Consider the following 16,864-nt stretch of genomic DNA (forward strand, 5'->3'; position numbering starts at 1 on the left):
GAATAGGCGCGGTTTATTACCGACGGGCTTAATGAGTTAAGTTAACTTTTTCCTGCCTTTTCCTTTGGTTAGCAGATTGCAACCAGGTGTAAGAATTCGGAAATTCTTCTGAAGAAGTGTTTACTAAAACAAACGGGCGGTTAATACCGCCCGTCTTACTTCCTGGAATTGTACTATTTTTACAGAACCTTGCCGGGGTTCATGATGCCCGCCGGATCGAAAGCCGACTTGATGCGGCGCATCAGGTCAAGCGCGACATCCTGCTTGAAGAAAGCCAGTTCTTCGCGCTTGAGCTGACCAATGCCGTGTTCTGCCGAAATCGAACCCGTATAGCTCGCGACGATCGTGTGGATACGGTGGTTCAGCTCGTGCCATCGCGCAAGAAAGGCTTCCTTGTCAGCGCCTACCGGCTGCGAAACGTTGTAATGCAGGTTACCGTCGCCGATATGGCCGAAGCAAACGATGCGCGCACCGGGAATCATTTCCAGCGTCGCGGCATTGGCTTCGTGGATGAAGGCGGGGATGGATGCGACCGGCACCGATATATCGTGCTTGATCGAGCCACCTTCCGGCTTCTGCGCCCAGGACATTTCCTCGCGCATTTTCCAGAAGGACTGCGCCTGCGCCACGCTTTCGCCGATGGCCGCATCCTGAATAATATCGCTCTCGAAGGCTTCGGTCAGGATCGTTTCCAGCGTCGTGCGCGCATCTTCTTCTGAGCGAGTAGAAGAAATATCGATCAGCACATACCAGTCATGCGGGCTTTCGAGCGGATCGCGCACGCCATCGACATGGCGCACCGTAAATTCCACGCCCACGCGCGGCATCAATTCGAAGCCGGTCAGCGACGGGCCTGCATGTTCCGTTGCAAGCTGGAACAGGCGCAGCACGTCTTCCGGATTGCGCAGTCCTGCATAAGCCACGCCCTTGCCCTTCGGCTGCGGGAAGATTTTCAGCACCGCAGCCGTGATGACACCAAGCGTGCCTTCCGAACCGATGAAAAGGTCTTTCAGGTCGTAACCGGTATTGTCCTTCTTTACATAGCGAAGATCGTTGAGAATCTCGCCGGTCGGCAGCACAACCTCAAGGCCGAGGCAAAGCTCGCGCATGTTGCCATAGGCAAGCACTGCCGTGCCGCCAGCGTTGGAACCAAGATTGCCACCGATCTGGCATGAACCTTCGGCACCCAGCGACAGCGGAAACAGGCGACCGGCTTTTTCAGCAGCTTCCTGAAGGTTCTTCAGGATGACACCGGCTTCAAGCGTTACCAGATTGCCGACCGTATCAAGGTTACGGATACGGTTCATACGACCGAGCGACAGAATGATGGCTGCGCCGCTTTCATCGGGCTGCTGGCCGCCAACGAGGCCCGTATTGCCACCCTGCGGCACCACCGGTGTTTTCGTCTCGCTGGCAAGCTTCATGATAGCCGCGACTTCTTCCGTCGACCCCGGACGAAGGACGAGAGGTGTGCGACCGTGATAGAGATCGCGTTGCTCGACGAGATAAGCGGCGAGATCTTCCGGCGCGGTGAGCGCATTCTTTTCGCCCACGATGGCGGAGAAACGTTCGATCAGAGCGGTATCCAGCATAGTCTGTCTCTTACATAGGAGGATGTTAACGCGGGGCCGCCGCGCGTTTCAAACGGTCGTTGATGGCCTCGCCGAGACCTTCAAAGGGGATGGGCTCTACGGCAATGGTGGTGGCACCTGTCGCATCCAGCCTGCGCATGAAATCGAACAGATTGGCCGCTGCTTCGCGCAAATTGCCATCAGCGCTCAAGTTCATGATCGCCTTTGCTGTATCGGCCCCGGCCACGCGCTGCGGGCCAAAGGCAAGCAGGGCTTCGCCCGGCTGCACCGAGCCGACACCAAGCCGCATCGCAGCATCAGGCGCATAATGCGAGGCCATCATGCCCGGTGCCTGAATTGCCGATGTTTGGTCGGCGCGCACGAGCTTCTCACCAATCACGGCTTCGATTTCTTCCGCAGCTAGTCCGCCCGGCCGGAGCAGATGCACTTTATTGCCGTCTACCTTGACGATGGTGGATTCAACCCCAACGCCGCAGGGACCGGCATCGAGGATCAGATCAAGCTTGTTGCCGAGGTCGTCGGCAACGGCACGAGCGCTTGTCGGGCTGATGCGGCCTGACGTGTTGGCGCTTGGCGCTGCAACCGGACTATCAAGCTCCTCGATGATATCGCGCACACGGCCAAGCGGCATGCGGATGGCAAGGGTCGAAAGCCCGGCGGTTACAAGCGGATGGATCGGGCGATCCGTATCCTGCCTGTCCTTCAGCGGCAGCACGATGGTCAATGGGCCGGGCCAGAACAGCTCGGCAAGCTTGCGCGAAAGAGCGTCGAAAGTGACATAGCGTTCAGCCATCGCGATGCCGCTCACATGCGCGATCAGCGGATTGAACTGAGGCCGCCCCTTGGCCGCGAAAATACCGGCCACACCCTCGCCGTTCGCAGCGTCGGCGGCAAGGCCATAAACGGTTTCGGTCGGAATGGCGACGAGACCGCCGCGCCGCAGCACTTCCACCGCGCGCTGGACTGCCTCATCATCGAATTTGGCTACATCGGACACTGGTTTTCCGCCTCTCGAGCGTCCCAAGTTGGAGCGCATCCCGAAAAGTGTGAAACGGTTTTCGGATAAGATGCGCGTCAAAACAGACAGTTAGAGCGCCGATCTGACTCTATCAGATCGAAATGCGCTCTAAGCCCGTTCTGCCTACACAAGCACAGGCTCCTGTGCAAGTGATGTACAAGCGATGTACAAGCAAGCTCGGACTCTATCCGGGCACAATCACGGCAAGACGATCATGATTGCGCATGAAAAATTGCGTTTTGTTAGGTTTTTCAGGGTATGATGATATTATTCATGCGTGAGGTGAATAATGTTATCGCGATTTATCGCTATTTCGCTGACGGCCATCGGACTGCCTGCGATTGCTTCCGCAAACGGAGGTGAGCGCGCGGCATTAACCTATCAGGTCGGCTCCATCGATTATATCGGCTATGACAAGATCGGTGCCAACGGCCTGCCGGTTTGCGGCACCTGTGCGCAAAAGCAGGCAGCCGAACTGGACGCACAGAAGGAAATCGAGGCCCGCCGCAAGCGCGCCCGTGCCTATATGGCGCGCATGCAGGGCCAGCCCGTTCCGGACGATCTGCTTGAGCCAGCCGCCGCACCAGCAGAAGACTTTGACCCCGCCAAGCCGGTGCGCGTCGTTGGCGATCCCTGGGCCGGGGCATCCGACGAAATCGATCTCAGTTCGCTCGAACTCAGACCCAGCCTGAAATAAACAAAAATGGCGCCCGAAAGCGCCATATTTTTTATCGTACTGCCAATAGTCAGCCCGCGATTTTCGAGAAATCCGCCACTTTTCCGGTTGCAGCACGAATCTGATCGAGCAAGGCCAGACGATTGGCGCGGACATTCTCGTCCTCGTCGTTCACCAGCACCTTTTCGAAGAACGTATCGACCGGACCACGCAGCTTGGCGAGCGCCAGCATCGCACCGTTGAAATCTTCACGGGCAATGGCAGCCTCGGCATCTTGCGAAGCCAGAGTGACGGCTTCAAACAGCGCCTTTTCTTCCGCTTCGCGAAGAAGAGACGCGCTCACGCTGTCTGCAACCTTCGTACCCTTCTTCTCTTCGGCAGCAAGAATGTTGGCGGCGCGCTTGGTGCCAGCCAGAAGGTTCTTGCCGTCTTCTTCGTTGATGAAAACGATCAGCGCTTCCAATCGACGCGCGACCAGCAGCAGATTGTCGGCTTCCGGCGACAGTACGGCGTCGATGGCGTCATAGCGTGCGCCTTCGTCTTTCAGATGCACCTTGAAACGGTCATGGAGGAACGACAAGAGATCAGCCAGCACCGGCTCGGACGATGCTTCCGCCTCGGCGCGAACCTGCTTTTCATAGCTGGCCAATGCGTTGTCAACGTCCTGTTCGCCGTCGACATCACCGGAGTTTTCCCCAGCAAGCTTGGTTTCAAACTCGCGCAACTTGCGCTGGACCTGACCTTCTTTCAGCGCGGCAAACGCCGAGCGGAAGAGCGGCAGCAGCGGGAACTTCCATTCCTGCGACAGCAGGAGACGGATCACACCCAATGCCGCACGACGCAGAGCAAACGGGTCCTTCGAGCCGGTCGGCTTTTCATCGATCGCCCAGAATCCGACCAACGTGTCGAGCTTGTCGGCAAGCGCGACGGCAACCGAAACCGGGTTCTTCGGCACAACATCGGACGGGCCTTGCGGCTTGTAGTGTTCTTCAATCGCAGCAGCGACGGCTTCATCTTCGCCCTGAAGCAACGCATATTTGCGACCCATTGCGCCCTGAAGTTCAGGGAATTCGCCGACAACTTCCGTGGTGAGGTCAGCCTTTGCCAGAACTGCCGCGCGCGCAGCAAGCTTCGGATCGGCACCCACCAGCGGCGCAATCTGCGCAGCCAGTTCGCGAATGCGTTCAACGCGTGCGCCTTGCGTGCCAAGCTTGGCATGGAAGGTCACATTCAATGCATCCAGACGCGCCATGCGCTGATCGAGTGGCTTCTTCAGATCAAGACCGAACTTTTCCGCCGAAGCGACGAGCTTGTCGAGGTCGGGCAGATCATGCTGATCTGTGTGCCAGAAATAGAGTGCATCCGACAGGCGTGCGCGCACGACCTTGCCGTTACCGTAAGCGATTTCCGTGCCGCCGTCCCGGGCTGCAATGTTCGACACCAGAATGAACCGGTTGGAAAGCGCTTCGGCTTCGCCCTGCTTGCGGGTGACAAAGCACTTCTGGTTGGCGCGGATGGTGAGGCGAATGACTTCCGGCGGGATGGCCAGAAACTCTTCCTCGAATTCGCCCATCAGCACGACCGGCCATTCGACCAGACCGGACACTTCTTCCAGAAGCCCATCGTCTTCCACCAGTTCGAGGCCGGAAGCGAAGGCGAGATTATGCGCGTCCTGCGAAATGATTTCCTTGCGGCGCTCGGCGTCGAGAACCACGAAAGCCTTTTCGAGTTTTTCGACATAATCCTCGAAGCGACGTACCTTGATTGCCTGACCGTCGCTCAGGAAACGATGGCCATAGGTGACATTACCCGACTTGATGCCATCAACATCGAAATCGATGACCACGGTTTCCTCGGTTTCGGGACCGAAGGTGCAGAGGATCGACTGCAGCGGACGCACCCAACGAAGCGAACCCGGCCTGGCCGAAGCCGCACCCCAGCGCATGGATTTCGGCCATGGGAAATTGCGGATCGTCTGCGGCACCAGTTCGGCGACGATTTCTTCCGCTGCGCGGCCCGGCTTCGTCAGATGAGCGACGTAGAAATCGCCCTTCTTCGGGTCGGAGTGGACATGGGCCTGAGAAACATCAGTGAGACCAGCCTTGCGCAGAAACCCCTGAATGGCCTGTTCCGGTGCTGTGACCGACGGGCCCTTAATGTCTTCGTGCACGTCCTTGGAACGCACGGTGAGGCCGCGAATATCGAGCGTCAGACGACGTGGCGTCCAATAAGGGGTCGCAGCTTCATAGGTAAGACCGGCTTCCACCAGACCATCGGTAATCATCTTTTTCAGATCACCGGCAGCCTTGCGCTGCATGCGAGCGGGGATTTCTTCGGAAAAGAGTTCGAGCAACAAATCAGGCATGTTCTTTACTCGCCCTCACGCTTGAAATTGAAACCACCGGCATCCGTCAAAAGGAATGCCTCGCCGCACTGACGCGCAAGATTGCGCACGCGCAGAATATAGCTCTGACGCTCGGTAACCGAGATCACGCCGCGCGCATCCATCAGATTGAACACGTGGGATGCCTTGATGCACTGGTCATAGGCCGGGAAGACACTCTTATGCATTTGATGATTGGCGTTCGGACCAGGCGCACCAGCCTTCAGAATGGCCTCGCACTCGCGCTCGGCATCGATGAAATGCTGATGCAAAGCCTCGGTATTGGCCATTTCAAAGTTGTAGCGGGAATATTCCTGCTCAGCCTGCAGGAACACCTCGCCATAGGTGACCTTTTCATCGCCTTCGAGACCGTTGAAGTTGAGGTCGTAAACATTGTCCACACCCTGCACATACATGGCGAGGCGTTCGAGACCATAGGTCAGCTCACCGGAAACCGGTGAGCATTCGATGCCACAGACCTGCTGGAAATAGGTGAACTGCGACACTTCCATGCCGTCGCACCAGCATTCCCAGCCGAGACCCCATGCGCCGAGCGTCGGGCTTTCCCAGTCATCTTCCACGAAGCGCACGTCATGCAGCGTCGGATCGAGACCGATGGCGCGCAGCGACCCGAGATAGAGATCCTGAAGGTTCGGCGGCGATGGCTTGATGATCACCTGATACTGGTAATAGTGCTGGAGACGGTTCGGGTTTTCACCGTAACGGCCATCCTTCGGACGACGCGATGGCTGCACATAGGCAGCCTTCCACGGCTTCGGCCCCAGCGAACGCAGCGTCGTTGCCGGGTGGAACGTACCCGCACCCACTTCCATGTCATAGGGCTGCAAGATAGCGCAACCGTGCTCCGCCCAATAGTTATGGAGCGTCAGGATCAGACCCTGAAAGGAACGGGTGGGATGCATATGTGCTGGCAACGTACTGGACACGGGGTCGGGCCTTGTAATTGAAATGATGGCCCGGTCTAATTTGTCCGTAACGCAGGGTCAAGCACAGGCTGCCAGTTTCGGTGTCACACCATCTTGAAACCGGCAGCCTGAAGCTCTTAGTCAGTTGCCGGTTTTTCTGGAGCCTTGTCGGACGGTGCGGCAGGCGCAGGCGATTGTGCAGGAGCTTCCGGCTTCTGCTCGACAGGTTTTTTCTCGTCGGGCTTTGCAGCATCGGCAGAAGATTGCCCCGGGATATCCGGCAAACCCTTCTTCAGCTTCGCCTCGATCTTGACCAGATCTTCCGGCTCGGGCTTGCCTGCAATGGCATGGTTCCACTGAAATGTCGCTTCCAGAAGACGCCCGACACGCCAGTAGGCATCGCCCATATGATCGTTGATCGTCGGGTCTTCCGGACGAAGCTTGACCGCCTTTTCCAGTTCGACCACCGCCTCGTCATACCGGCCCAGCATGTAATAGGCCCAGCCCAGCGAGTCGACGATATAGCCGTCCTGCGGACGCAGCTCGACCGCCTTCTTGATCATGCCCAGCGCTTCATCGAGATTTTCACCCCGGTCAACCCAGGAATAACCAAGATAGTTCAGCACCTGTGGCTGGTCGGGATAAAGCTCCAGCGCCTTGCGGAAATTGGGCTCCGCCTTGTCCCATTGCTTCAGGCGTTCATAGGCGATGCCGCGCTGGTAAAAGACCGGCCAGTCCTTGCGTTCCGGCGTCTTGATCTGTTCCACCGCAGCATCATAAATCTTCGCCGCATCGGCGAAATTCTTGTCCTGTGCATAGACACCACCGAGCGCCAGATAAGTGCGCATGTCGGTCTTGTCACGGTCGAGCAGAACTCTCAGCTGCTTGACGGCGTCGGCAGACTGGTCGTTTTCCGCCAGATTGAGTGCGCGCTGCATTTCCGCATCACGACGATAAGGCGACTTCTCCGGCACGCGACCATAGTAGTCGATGGCCTTTTCCGGCTGGCGCAACTTGGCGGAAATATCGCCCAGCTGATAAAGCGTTGCGTCGTTGTCCGGACGCAGCGGCAACGACATCTGCAGATAAAGCTTTGCAAAGGCTTCCGCGCCGCTGCGGTTGATCGCAGTACCAAGCGTATAGAGCGCTTCGGCAGTCCCTTCCTGAGCGGTTTTGATCAGGCGGCCATATTTCTCGCCAGCCTCGATCTTTTCACGCATTTCGGTGATCGTCATGCGACCGTTCAAAAGCTCGGCTGCATCATTCAACGTCTTGATAGCACCTTCCTTGTCACCCTGACGAAGCTTGAAGGAGGCATAGGCCATCACGATGCGTTCGTAAGTGTCAGGGGCAGCGCTCCCGCCGGGCCGGTCGTCGATGGCCTGCTGGTAGAAATCACGCGCTTCCTGCTTCTGGCCGGCGAGATCGGCTATCAGTGCGGAATTATAGGTGCGGAATAGACCATACCATTCCGGTCCCTGCATTTTCTGGATATCGGCGAGCGCCTGTTTGGGGTTGCCCTGCCCGACCTTCACCCACGCGCTCATGAAGCCAGTCGCAAGACGATCCATATCGGATTGCAGCGACAGCATCAGAAGCGGCCCGACCTTGCGATATTGCTTGCGGTCAATGGCGTCGATGGCCAGCGCCACGCGCGAAAAACGCTCGATGTCCGGGACGTTCTTCAGTTCTTCCGCCAGAGGCAGCGCATCCTTGAAACGGCCTTCCGTCAGCAAAACCAGTAGCAGATCCTGCTTGATCTGCGCATTGCCCGGATCGAAGGCCATAGCCTGACGATAGAAATCGACGGCGGTCGCGAGATTATTGTCGGATTCGGCGGTACGTCCGGCAAGATAGGCCCCGGCAAACGAACCGGCGCGGACTGGAGGCGGTGCAGGATCATTTGTCGCCTTGGCCAAAGCACCGCTTGTCGGGATCGCGATTCCCGCCAGAAGCGAGAGCAGCAAACCATAAAGCGGGCGGTATTTCGATCCTTGCCGCATAAAGCCCTATCCTCTTCTCAAATCCCTGTGACAGATACCGGCAAGCAAACCCTCAAGTGGCTCAAAAGCCGGGGCACGCTGTCTCTTTGCCGGAAAAGGCACCCCAAGCATGGCCTTTTTGGGATGGCGGGGCAAGAAAAGCATCCGTGATGGGACGCTTTTCCTGGGTATTCTTCACCCGCAAGAAATGCTGGCGGTAGCTTGCAGCTGTTGCCTGTCAGTTCACGCGGCTGATGCAGAAATCAATGACTTCGATCAGCGCGTCCTTTTGAGGCGTCGTTTTCAGAGGTGCCAGAGCATCGCGGGCAATTTCGCCGAAATGCCGCGCGCGCTGAACCGTGTCGGCAATCGCGCCGTGCTTCGTCATCAGGCCGATGGCCTTTTCAAGCGAGGCGTCATCGCTCGCACCGTCTTCGATTGCGTGTTTCCAGAAAGCGCGCTCATCGTCGGTGCCGCGGCGATAGCTCAGAATCACCGGGAGCGTGATCTTGCCTTCGCGGAAATCGTCACCGGTATTCTTGCCGAGATCGGCTGCCGAGCCGCCATAATCGAGCGCGTCATCGACCAGCTGGAAGGCAAGACCGAGATTGAGGCCATAATCGCGCAGCGCCGCACGATCCGAACGCTGCGCGCCGGCGATGATCGGGCCGACTTCACCGGCAGCCGAGAACAGCGCCGCAGTCTTGGCCTTGATGACCGCCAGATATTCGTCTTCGGTGGTTTCCATGTTCTTGGCAGCGGCAAGCTGCATTACTTCGCCTTCGGCGATCACCGAAGCCGAGGTCGCCAGAACGTCGAGCGCGTCGAGCGAACCGACATCAACCATCATCTTGAAGGCCTGCCCCAGAAGGAAATCGCCAACGAGAACGCTGGCCTGGTTGCCCCAGATCATGCGCGCCGTGCTTTTTCCGCGCCGCAGATCGCTTTCATCAACCACATCGTCGTGCAGAAGCGTCGCAGTGTGCATGAATTCCACAGCAGTCGCGAGACGCACATGACCGTCGCCTTCGTAGCCGAACATGCGAGCTGCCGCGAGCGTCATCATGGGACGCAGGCGCTTGCCGCCTGAGGAAATCAGATGATTGGCGACTTCCGGTATCATTTCAACATCGGACCCGGCCCGGGAAAGGATCATCTCGTTCACCCGCGCCATATCGGCCTTTGTCAGATCGACAAGCGGTTGAACCGATCCTTCCTGTTTCTTTTTACCGTCCAGATTTAGAACCACACCCAATGCCATTTCTCCTAGCTGCCCGGTCACATTATTGAAACGGACCGGATTGCTCAAGACGCAACTGCCCCCAAAGCGCCCTCAAAGCGATACTATTCCAGCGCCTGTTCACCATTGAAGGAAGCTGTTGTCAATGCGGTGCATTCGCTACAAACTGTTCAAATGATCGAACTTATCCGTACGAATGATTCCGTTCTGCTGTCCTTTGCCGAGGCCTTGATGAAAGAGGCCGGGATCGCCTATTTCATTGCCGACACGAATATGAGCATCATCGAAGGCTCTTTGGGCGTATTGCCGCGCCGCCTTCTGGTCAGCGAAGAGCAGCTTGAAGAAGCAAGGCAGATTCTGATCGATGCCGAGATTGAACACGAACTGCGCGATCGATGACTTCGGAAGCAAGTTTTGAAACTGAAGATGAGGCTGGAGAAACGCTCGATGTGTTTCATCGTGGGGCGTTTCACCTCATCCAGCCCGCATTGAAAGGCCATCGTTCCGGTGTGGATGCGATGATTCTGGCAAGCTCCGTTCCAAACGGCTTTGCCGGGCGCGTTGCCGATCTTGGCAGCGGTGCGGGCGCTGCAGGGCTTGCTGTTGCGTCGCGCTGCCCTGACGCCAATATCACCCTCGTCGAACGTTCCGCTTTCATGGCGGGCTTTGCCCGCAGAAGTGTTGCGCATCCGCTGAACGCCGCTCTTGCAGGCCGTATCAGTGTGATCGAAGCCGACGTCGGCCTGAGAGGCAAGGCGCGCATCGCCGCAGGGCTTGTCGACAACAGTTTCGACTTCGTCATCATGAATCCGCCCTTCAACGAAGCGCGCGATCGCAGCACACCCGATCCGCTGAAGGCGGAAGCGCATGTCATGCCCGAAGGTATGTTCGAGCAATGGGTGCGCACTGCGGCGGCCATTGTGAAGCCTGGTGGAGGCATTGCCATTATTGCCCGACCCGGTTCGATTTCTTCCATCCTCGAAGCACTGTCGGGACGATTTGGCGGGCTGAGAATCATTCCCGTTCAGCCCCGTCCCGAAGCGGCGGCGATCCGTATTGTCGTGACAGGCACACGCGGGAGCCGCGCCGGTCTTTCGCTGATGCCGGCGCTTGTTCTCCACGGCAGCGACGGCCACGGCTTCACCCCACGCGCCAACGGCATCAATAACGGGCTCGACGCTCTGATCTAGAAACGCGGTTGTGCCAGCACGACCAGATTACGGTCCGGGTCGTGCAATCTCAGAATCGTCGTATAGTCAGTTATCTCGACATTTCCGGGGTGAATCCCGTCGAATGAAAGACGCGCATGTTCGGCTCGTACATCGCGGACGATGAGTGTCAGTGTGCCGTGCCCTGCTTCCGCCGGGTTCTGGTAAAGCTGGAAGCCCGCGCTCAAACCGTGATGCCATTCAGCCAGTCCCTGCATCGGTCGCGCATCGGGATTGCGATCGAAGATCGTGGCAAACCATTCCATGCTGCGTTCGAGGTCGGAGCAATTGAGCTGGGCGAAAATAGCAGTGAGCACCATCGTGGTGTCCTCCCGGATCGGATAACACGGTAGCATTCCGGAAGTTCCGATGGTCCAGACCTGCCGATTTCGGTCCGAGCGGGTGATTTTGGTTGAAACCCTATATTCGAGCCAATATTCCTAAAACCGCAATTTTCGTTCTGCGGCTCCCCGCCGCCCTTTTCCGAAAAAGCGCAAACAGCAAAACGACAAGAACAGGCAACGGGAACCAATGAACCATAGCCCAAATCAAAGCCGCCCCGTATCCATCATGCGGCGCTTTCTGGATAGCGAATCTGCAGGGGGTGTAAGCCTCATGGTGGCGGCAGCGCTTGCGCTGATCGTGGCGAATTCTCCGTTCTCGCAGGCCTATTTCGATATACTGCACACTCATATCGGTCCGCTGAGTCTGACGGACTGGATCAACGATGCCTTGATGGCGGTGTTCTTCCTGCTTGTGGGGCTGGAGATCAAACGCGAATTTCTCGACGGTCAACTGGCAAGCTGGCCAAACCGAATGCTGCCCGGTATCGCCGCTGCGGGCGGCGTCATCCTGCCAGCCATCATCTTCACCGCGTTGAACTGGCACGACCCTGCCAAGGTACGCGGCTGGGCTGTGCCATCTGCCACCGACATCGCCTTCGCGCTCGGCGTTCTGTCGCTTCTGGGTTCACGGGTTCCTTCCAGCCTCAAGGTGTTTCTGGCGACACTTGCTATCCTGGACGATCTCGCAGCCGTCGTCATCATCGCCATTTTCTATACGGCTGAAATCTCCATGCCATATCTTGGCGGAGCTTTCGCCGCCGCTATCGTTCTGTTCGTCATGAACCGGATGGGCGTGATGAAGCTCCTGCCCTACCTGATCGGCGGAGCAGCGCTCTGGTTCTTCGTGTTGAATTCCGGTGTTCATGCAACGGTTGCAGGCGTGGTGACAGCACTTATGATTCCGCTGAAGGCCGCGCCCGGCAGGCCTGACGACATGACCTCGCCGCTGCATGTGCTGGAACACGCGCTGGCCAAGCCTGTTGCCTTCATCATCGTGCCGATTTTCGGCTTCGCCAATGCGGGCATATCGTTTGCCGGTCTCGATGCCTCGGTGATGCGGGATACACTCACGCTTGGCATTATGCTTGGCCTCTTCATCGGCAAACAGCTCGGCGTTTTCGGTGCAGCCTGGCTCGCGATCAAGACAGGCCTCGCACAAAAGCCGCTCGGGGCCACGTGGATCCAGCTTTACGGCGTGGCGGTCCTGTGCGGGATCGGCTTTACAATGAGCATCTTCATCGGCCTTCTCTCCTTCCCGTCCGATCTCATGCAGGCGGAAACGAAGATCGGCGTTCTGGCCGGTTCGGGCCTGTCGGCCGTTTGCGGCTATATCCTGCTGCGGCTGGTCACAAAGCCGAAAAACACCTGACAGAAACGACATCACCGCCCGGAAAACAAAATTTCCGGGCGGTTTTCTTTGTGTTTCCCAAATGGCTTCCTACATTCCGGCTGAGAGCCTGAATGATTTCAGTTAGCAGGAGTTTGCCTTGCCCGGTTTATTGACGCGCCTTGTTCCACGCCGCTTCCGCCCGGTTTCCATCGAGATACCTGTCGTGCGGCTGCATGGTGCCATCATGTCCGGTGGATCTGCATTCCGTCCGATGCTTTCACTGGCGTCGACAGCAGCAGTCCTTGAAAAGGCGTTCACCGACAAGGAGACGCCCGCCGTCGCCATTTCGCTCAACTCACCCGGCGGATCACCGGTTCAGTCCCGACTGATCTACCGGCGTATCCGCGACCTTGCCGCCGAACACCAGAAGAAGGTTTTTATCTTCGTCGAAGATGTTGCCGCCTCGGGTGGCTACATGATCGCGCTGGCTGGTGACGAAATCATCGCCGATCCGTCATCCATCGTGGGTTCTATCGGCGTGGTGTCGGCCTCGTTCGGCTTCCCCGAACTTCTGAAAAAGATCGGTGTGGAGCGCCGCGTCTATACGGCAGGCTCCAACAAGGTGACGCTCGACCCGTTCCAGCCGGAGAAGAAGGCCGACATAGAGCGGCTGAAATCACTGCAGCTCGAAATCCACGAGACCTTCATCGACATGGTGAAGGAACGGCGCGGTACGAAACTTGCAGAAGACAAGGACCTGTTTACCGGGCTGTTCTGGACCGGCATCAAGGGGCATGAGCTTGGCCTGATTGACGGGCTTGGCGATATGCGCAGCTTCCTGCGCAAAACCTACGGCGACAAGGTCAAGCTCAAACTCGTGGAACAGAAACGCGGCCTTCTGGGGCGCAAGATGCCCGGTGTGGATATGGCCGTTGATATGGCACTCGGTAATCTTGAACCGGCTGCCATTGCCGCGCATCTCGGCGACGGGCTGCTTTCAGTAGCCGAAGAAAAGGCACTTTGGGGCCGTTATGGCCTGTAAAAACAAAGCTAAGTCGAAAATCAGCGTCGATTTTCGAACCAAAGCTTTGAATTCCCTCGTTTCACCATGATATGGTGTCAGAAAGCGGGGTGGGCTGCTTCCCGCCCCTTCATGAACATTCGGCATTTCGGCGTTGCGATCCGGCGATCCGAAATGCGACCCTTAAGGACTTGAGGCCATGCCCCAGCTCATCTTTCTGCTGCTGATCATCGCCGCCGCCTGGTACGGCTATCGCTCGTTCAAGCGTGAAGCTTCGCGCGTGTCCCAGCGTGTGCGTCAGGCAGAAAAGGAAGCGCAGAACCGGGCTCAAGGCACGTTGGTGCAGGACCCTAAAACCGGCGAATATTACGTCAAGAAGGACTGACCTGTCTTGTAAGAGAGGTTGCCAACGAAGTGGTGCGGTTGCTCGCCGCAACCGGATGCCATGTTTTCTGAAGAGCGGTTCCAATTTTAACAATATCGTCGGAGCCGCTCCAACTATTTGTTTCATAGCATTTGCCTCACGCAAAACCGTTTCACACTTTTGCTGGAAATGCGCTATTCCCGGTCCGTAGCCAGAAATGACCCTTTTTCCGACAACCGAAACGCCCGCGAATGCCGGGTCCGCACATGCGGTGACGCGTCTGGCCCCGGCCAAGATCAATCTCGCACTGCATGTTACAGGGCGTCGTGACGATGGCTATCATCTGCTCGATATGCTGGTGGTCTTTGCGCGCTATGGCGACATCATCCGCATCGAGCACGCCGAAAAGGATAGCTTCACGGTCAGCGGCCCTTTCGCAAAAGGCATGCCGCTCGATGGTGGCAATCTGGTTCTCAAGGCACGCGAGGCCTTGCGTGATCATGCGCAAAGGGCATTGCCGCCCGTCGCCGTTCATTTGGAAAAGAACCTTCCGATTGCGTCGGGTATAGGCGGCGGATCGAGCGATGCTGCAGCAACGCTGCTCGCACTCGATGAATTGTGGGGGCTCGATCTCGGTTTAGAGCAACTCGCCGCGATGGGGCTTACCCTTGGCGCCGATCTGCCCATGTGCCTGCATGGCGCATCCAAGGGCACGCCGCTTGCCGCGCGCGGCATCGGTGAAGACCTGAACCCGGTTGTCGGATTTCCAGCCTTGCCGATGCTCCTCGTCAATGATGGAACCGCTGTTGCAACGCCGGATGTCTTTCGCGCACTCGACAAACGCGACCATCCAGCGCTGAACCTTGGCTCCCATGCAGATATCGCCCCCCTTTGCGCCTATCTGCAGACAACCCGCAACGATCTTCTGCCTCCGGCCCTAAAACTTGCCCCCCAGATCGGTGACAAACTTGACCTGCTTCGCGCAAGCGGATCGCTTTACGCGCAGATGTCAGGCTCAGGTGCAACCTGTTATGCGATCTACGAGGATATGGCCGCCACAGAGCGGGCAGCAGCACTTCTCTTGGCCGAACGACCCGACTGGTTCGTCATCGCAACCCAAACGGCTCCCTCCCAAAAGTAGTTTCTGAACGGCCTCCCAACCGAGAGTCTGAAAAATCGCCCTATTGTTCACTCTCATTGGACAATATATTGGGACAGACTGTTCGCTCTTTTTGAACAAAATGCCTTTTACAACAGTTTCGTGAATACTGATATATAATATAACTTATTGATTATATTTAGTTATTTCTCATAAATTATCTACATTCCATAAAATTGGCTGCACGAATGTGTGATTAAGAAAACATTTTCGTGACTGGAACTTTTACCCACTGTCACCCATTTCAGCTGCATCGGAACGACGAACAAAACGCCGCTCCACTTTCCAAGGAGATAGGAAAATGAAAAAGATTGTTCTTGCTGCCGCTGCCCTCGCTCTTAGCGCCGGTGCTGCCTTTGCTGAAAACCCCCGCGTTGGCGAACCTGCCGATCTTTATGCAAACGACCGCACCCCGGTTGCTTCCCAGAAGGTCGACTACACCGCTCCCGCTTCGATCAGCCAGTCCTCATTCCAGGACGGTTCGGCTCATCGCTTCGGTGACGCATCGCCTTCGAGCTACCAGAACTAAGTTTTCCGAAAACTTAGGCGCAGGACGTCGTCAAAAGCCTCCCAGCGGATGACGCCCCGATGAATTCCCAAGCTGGATATTCCTCCCAATCATTCAGCTTCCCCAGTTATCTCCCCGATGGATGGCATAGTGCCACCCGGGAGCCCCGGAAAGGCTTCTATGCCATCCGAAGGGGCGATTTTAAGGATTACGAAAATGAAAAAGTTTGCTCTTGCTGCTGTTGCCGTTGCCCTTAGCGCCGGTGCTGCTTTCGCTGAAAACCCGCATGTCGGCGAACCTGCCGATCTCTATGCAAACGACCGTACGCCGGTTGCAACGCAGAGCCAGAAGCTCGACTACACGGCTCCTGCTTCGATCAAGGCTCCGGTCTATCAGGACGGTTCGGCTCATCGCTTTGGCGATGCTTCGCCTTCCTCTTACCAGAACTAATCCGGCCAGAACTAATCCGGCCAGAACTAATCCGGTCAGCATGTCTGACGAAAAGGGCGAAGCTTCCAGCTTCGCCTTTTTGTTTTGTTCAGTCTTCGTCGGGCGGCAGAATGGGGTGTTTGAGACGGACCGGCCGCAAGTGCTGTGGAAGCAGATCAAACGCCACGCCGTCGAGCAACAGCGGCTTCAAAAGATCCAACCGAACCAGAAGCCCGGCATCGAGCGTCGCCTTGTGGCCGAAGATTTTACGGACCGTGCCGAAGCCGCTATCTTCCGGCAGTGAAAAGCGCGCAGTACTCCCATCATTATCCATGTGGCGGCGGAGGACTTCCTCCCATCCTTCCTGCGGAATAGCGCCCGGTTTCAGCAACAGTACCCACGGCGTGCGGATTTCTGCGAGCGCCGCCTCAATATCCATTTCGGCATAAAAGCTACAGCCGGCACCGAGCGCGACGAGAGCGGTTTCGTCCGATGACCCCCGGTCGACGACCGTAACACGGCGCAGCAACCCCTCCACAACAGCCGGCACCAAAGCCGAAAGCGTGTGGGCCAGTGCTCTTTCTGAATTCAGGGTTTCGATGACCACGGACAACATGCGCGTTTCATATATCAAGAACGCGTGAACGGAAAGCTGCTGCACATATGTTCTTGCTTTGTTCTAAA

At 57.2% G+C, this 16,864-nt stretch carries 17 protein-coding genes; 9 read left to right on the top strand and 8 right to left on the bottom strand.

The window, feature by feature from the left end; genetic code table 11:
• Positions 1-179: 179 nt before the first annotated feature.
• Together AC1RHM_RS15725 and AC1RHM_RS15730 are read right to left on the bottom strand one after the other, a co-directional pair.
• A complete protein-coding gene (locus AC1RHM_RS15725; protein ID WP_029925591.1) occupies positions 180-1,592 on the bottom strand; it encodes an FAD-binding oxidoreductase in 1,413 nt (470 codons plus the stop codon).
• Positions 1,593-1,617: 25 nt separating this feature from the next.
• Positions 1,618-2,628, bottom strand: a complete 1,011-nt coding sequence (locus AC1RHM_RS15730) for an L-threonylcarbamoyladenylate synthase (RefSeq protein WP_492332610.1) — start codon at positions 2,626-2,628, stop codon at positions 1,618-1,620.
• A 271-nt stretch (positions 2,629-2,899) separates the two neighbouring features.
• On the opposite strand from AC1RHM_RS15730, the gene AC1RHM_RS15735 reads away from it, so the two are divergent.
• A complete protein-coding gene (locus AC1RHM_RS15735; protein ID WP_029925596.1) occupies positions 2,900-3,307 on the top strand; it encodes a hypothetical protein in 408 nt (135 codons plus the stop codon).
• A gap of 49 nt (positions 3,308-3,356) precedes the next feature.
• Here AC1RHM_RS15735 and glyS read toward each other — a convergent pair whose 3' ends face one another.
• From glyS to AC1RHM_RS15755, 4 genes are all read right to left on the bottom strand, one after another.
• The gene (glyS, locus tag AC1RHM_RS15740; protein WP_492332589.1) at positions 3,357-5,651 is read right to left on the bottom strand and encodes a glycine--tRNA ligase subunit beta; all 2,295 of its coding nucleotides are present in this window, start codon (positions 5,649-5,651) and stop codon (positions 3,357-3,359) included.
• A gap of 5 nt (positions 5,652-5,656) precedes the next feature.
• Positions 5,657-6,592, bottom strand: coding sequence for a glycine--tRNA ligase subunit alpha (locus tag AC1RHM_RS15745; RefSeq protein ID WP_010658342.1), 936 nt, complete (start codon positions 6,590-6,592; stop codon positions 5,657-5,659).
• Positions 6,593-6,732: 140 nt separating this feature from the next.
• Entirely contained in the window at positions 6,733-8,598 is a 1,866-nt protein-coding gene (locus AC1RHM_RS15750; protein ID WP_010658341.1) for a tetratricopeptide repeat protein, read from the bottom strand.
• Positions 8,599-8,815: 217 nt separating this feature from the next.
• A complete protein-coding gene (locus tag AC1RHM_RS15755) occupies positions 8,816-9,832 on the bottom strand; it encodes a polyprenyl synthetase family protein (RefSeq protein WP_029925599.1) in 1,017 nt (338 codons plus the stop codon).
• A gap of 159 nt (positions 9,833-9,991) precedes the next feature.
• On the opposite strand from AC1RHM_RS15755, the gene AC1RHM_RS15760 reads away from it, so the two are divergent.
• Together AC1RHM_RS15760 and AC1RHM_RS15765 are read left to right on the top strand one after the other, a co-directional pair.
• On the top strand, positions 9,992-10,216 hold the full coding sequence (locus tag AC1RHM_RS15760; RefSeq protein WP_010658339.1) for a putative signal transducing protein: 225 nt from the start codon (positions 9,992-9,994) through the stop codon (positions 10,214-10,216).
• A complete protein-coding gene (locus AC1RHM_RS15765) occupies positions 10,213-11,007 on the top strand; it encodes a tRNA1(Val) (adenine(37)-N6)-methyltransferase (RefSeq protein ID WP_012090795.1) in 795 nt (264 codons plus the stop codon). The genes AC1RHM_RS15760 and AC1RHM_RS15765 overlap by 4 nt, the downstream gene beginning before the upstream one ends.
• On the opposite strand, the gene AC1RHM_RS15770 is transcribed toward AC1RHM_RS15765, so the two are convergent.
• The gene (locus AC1RHM_RS15770) at positions 11,004-11,345 is read right to left on the bottom strand and encodes a VOC family protein (RefSeq protein WP_492332590.1); all 342 of its coding nucleotides are present in this window, start codon (positions 11,343-11,345) and stop codon (positions 11,004-11,006) included. The two genes, AC1RHM_RS15765 and AC1RHM_RS15770, sit on opposite strands and share 4 nt — an antisense overlap.
• A 211-nt stretch (positions 11,346-11,556) precedes the next feature.
• On the opposite strand from AC1RHM_RS15770, the gene nhaA reads away from it, so the two are divergent.
• The 6 genes from nhaA to AC1RHM_RS15800 all read left to right on the top strand — a co-directional run bounded on the left by nhaA (position 11,557) and on the right by AC1RHM_RS15800 (position 16,201).
• The gene (gene nhaA, locus AC1RHM_RS15775) at positions 11,557-12,738 is read left to right on the top strand and encodes a Na+/H+ antiporter NhaA (RefSeq protein ID WP_105528852.1); all 1,182 of its coding nucleotides are present in this window, start codon (positions 11,557-11,559) and stop codon (positions 12,736-12,738) included.
• Positions 12,739-12,856: 118 nt separating this feature from the next.
• Positions 12,857-13,741, top strand: coding sequence for a S49 family peptidase (locus AC1RHM_RS15780; protein ID WP_492332591.1), 885 nt, complete (start codon positions 12,857-12,859; stop codon positions 13,739-13,741).
• Positions 13,742-13,919: 178 nt separating this feature from the next.
• Positions 13,920-14,105 carry a membrane protein gene (locus AC1RHM_RS15785; protein ID WP_010658334.1) on the top strand — a complete coding sequence of 62 codons (186 nt, stop codon included), beginning with the start codon at positions 13,920-13,922 and terminating at the stop codon, positions 14,103-14,105.
• Positions 14,106-14,301: 196 nt separating this feature from the next.
• Positions 14,302-15,225 (top strand): 4-(cytidine 5'-diphospho)-2-C-methyl-D-erythritol kinase, encoded by a 924-nt coding sequence (locus AC1RHM_RS15790; protein ID WP_029925607.1) that lies wholly within the window; start codon positions 14,302-14,304, stop codon positions 15,223-15,225.
• A 319-nt stretch (positions 15,226-15,544) separates the two neighbouring features.
• Positions 15,545-15,772, top strand: a complete 228-nt coding sequence (locus tag AC1RHM_RS15795) for a hypothetical protein (protein WP_012090790.1) — start codon at positions 15,545-15,547, stop codon at positions 15,770-15,772.
• A 195-nt stretch (positions 15,773-15,967) separates the two neighbouring features.
• Complete coding sequence (locus tag AC1RHM_RS15800) at positions 15,968-16,201, top strand: hypothetical protein (protein ID WP_010658330.1); 234 nt, start codon at positions 15,968-15,970, stop codon at positions 16,199-16,201.
• Between the two features lie 88 nt (positions 16,202-16,289).
• Here the strand turns inward: AC1RHM_RS15800 and AC1RHM_RS15805 are convergent, their stop codons facing one another.
• Positions 16,290-16,796 (bottom strand): glycosyltransferase family protein, encoded by a 507-nt coding sequence (locus AC1RHM_RS15805; protein WP_492332592.1) that lies wholly within the window; start codon positions 16,794-16,796, stop codon positions 16,290-16,292.
• Positions 16,797-16,864: the final 68 nt, after the last annotated feature.

Source organism: Brucella sp. GW823-FHT04E01 (assembly GCF_058796175.1).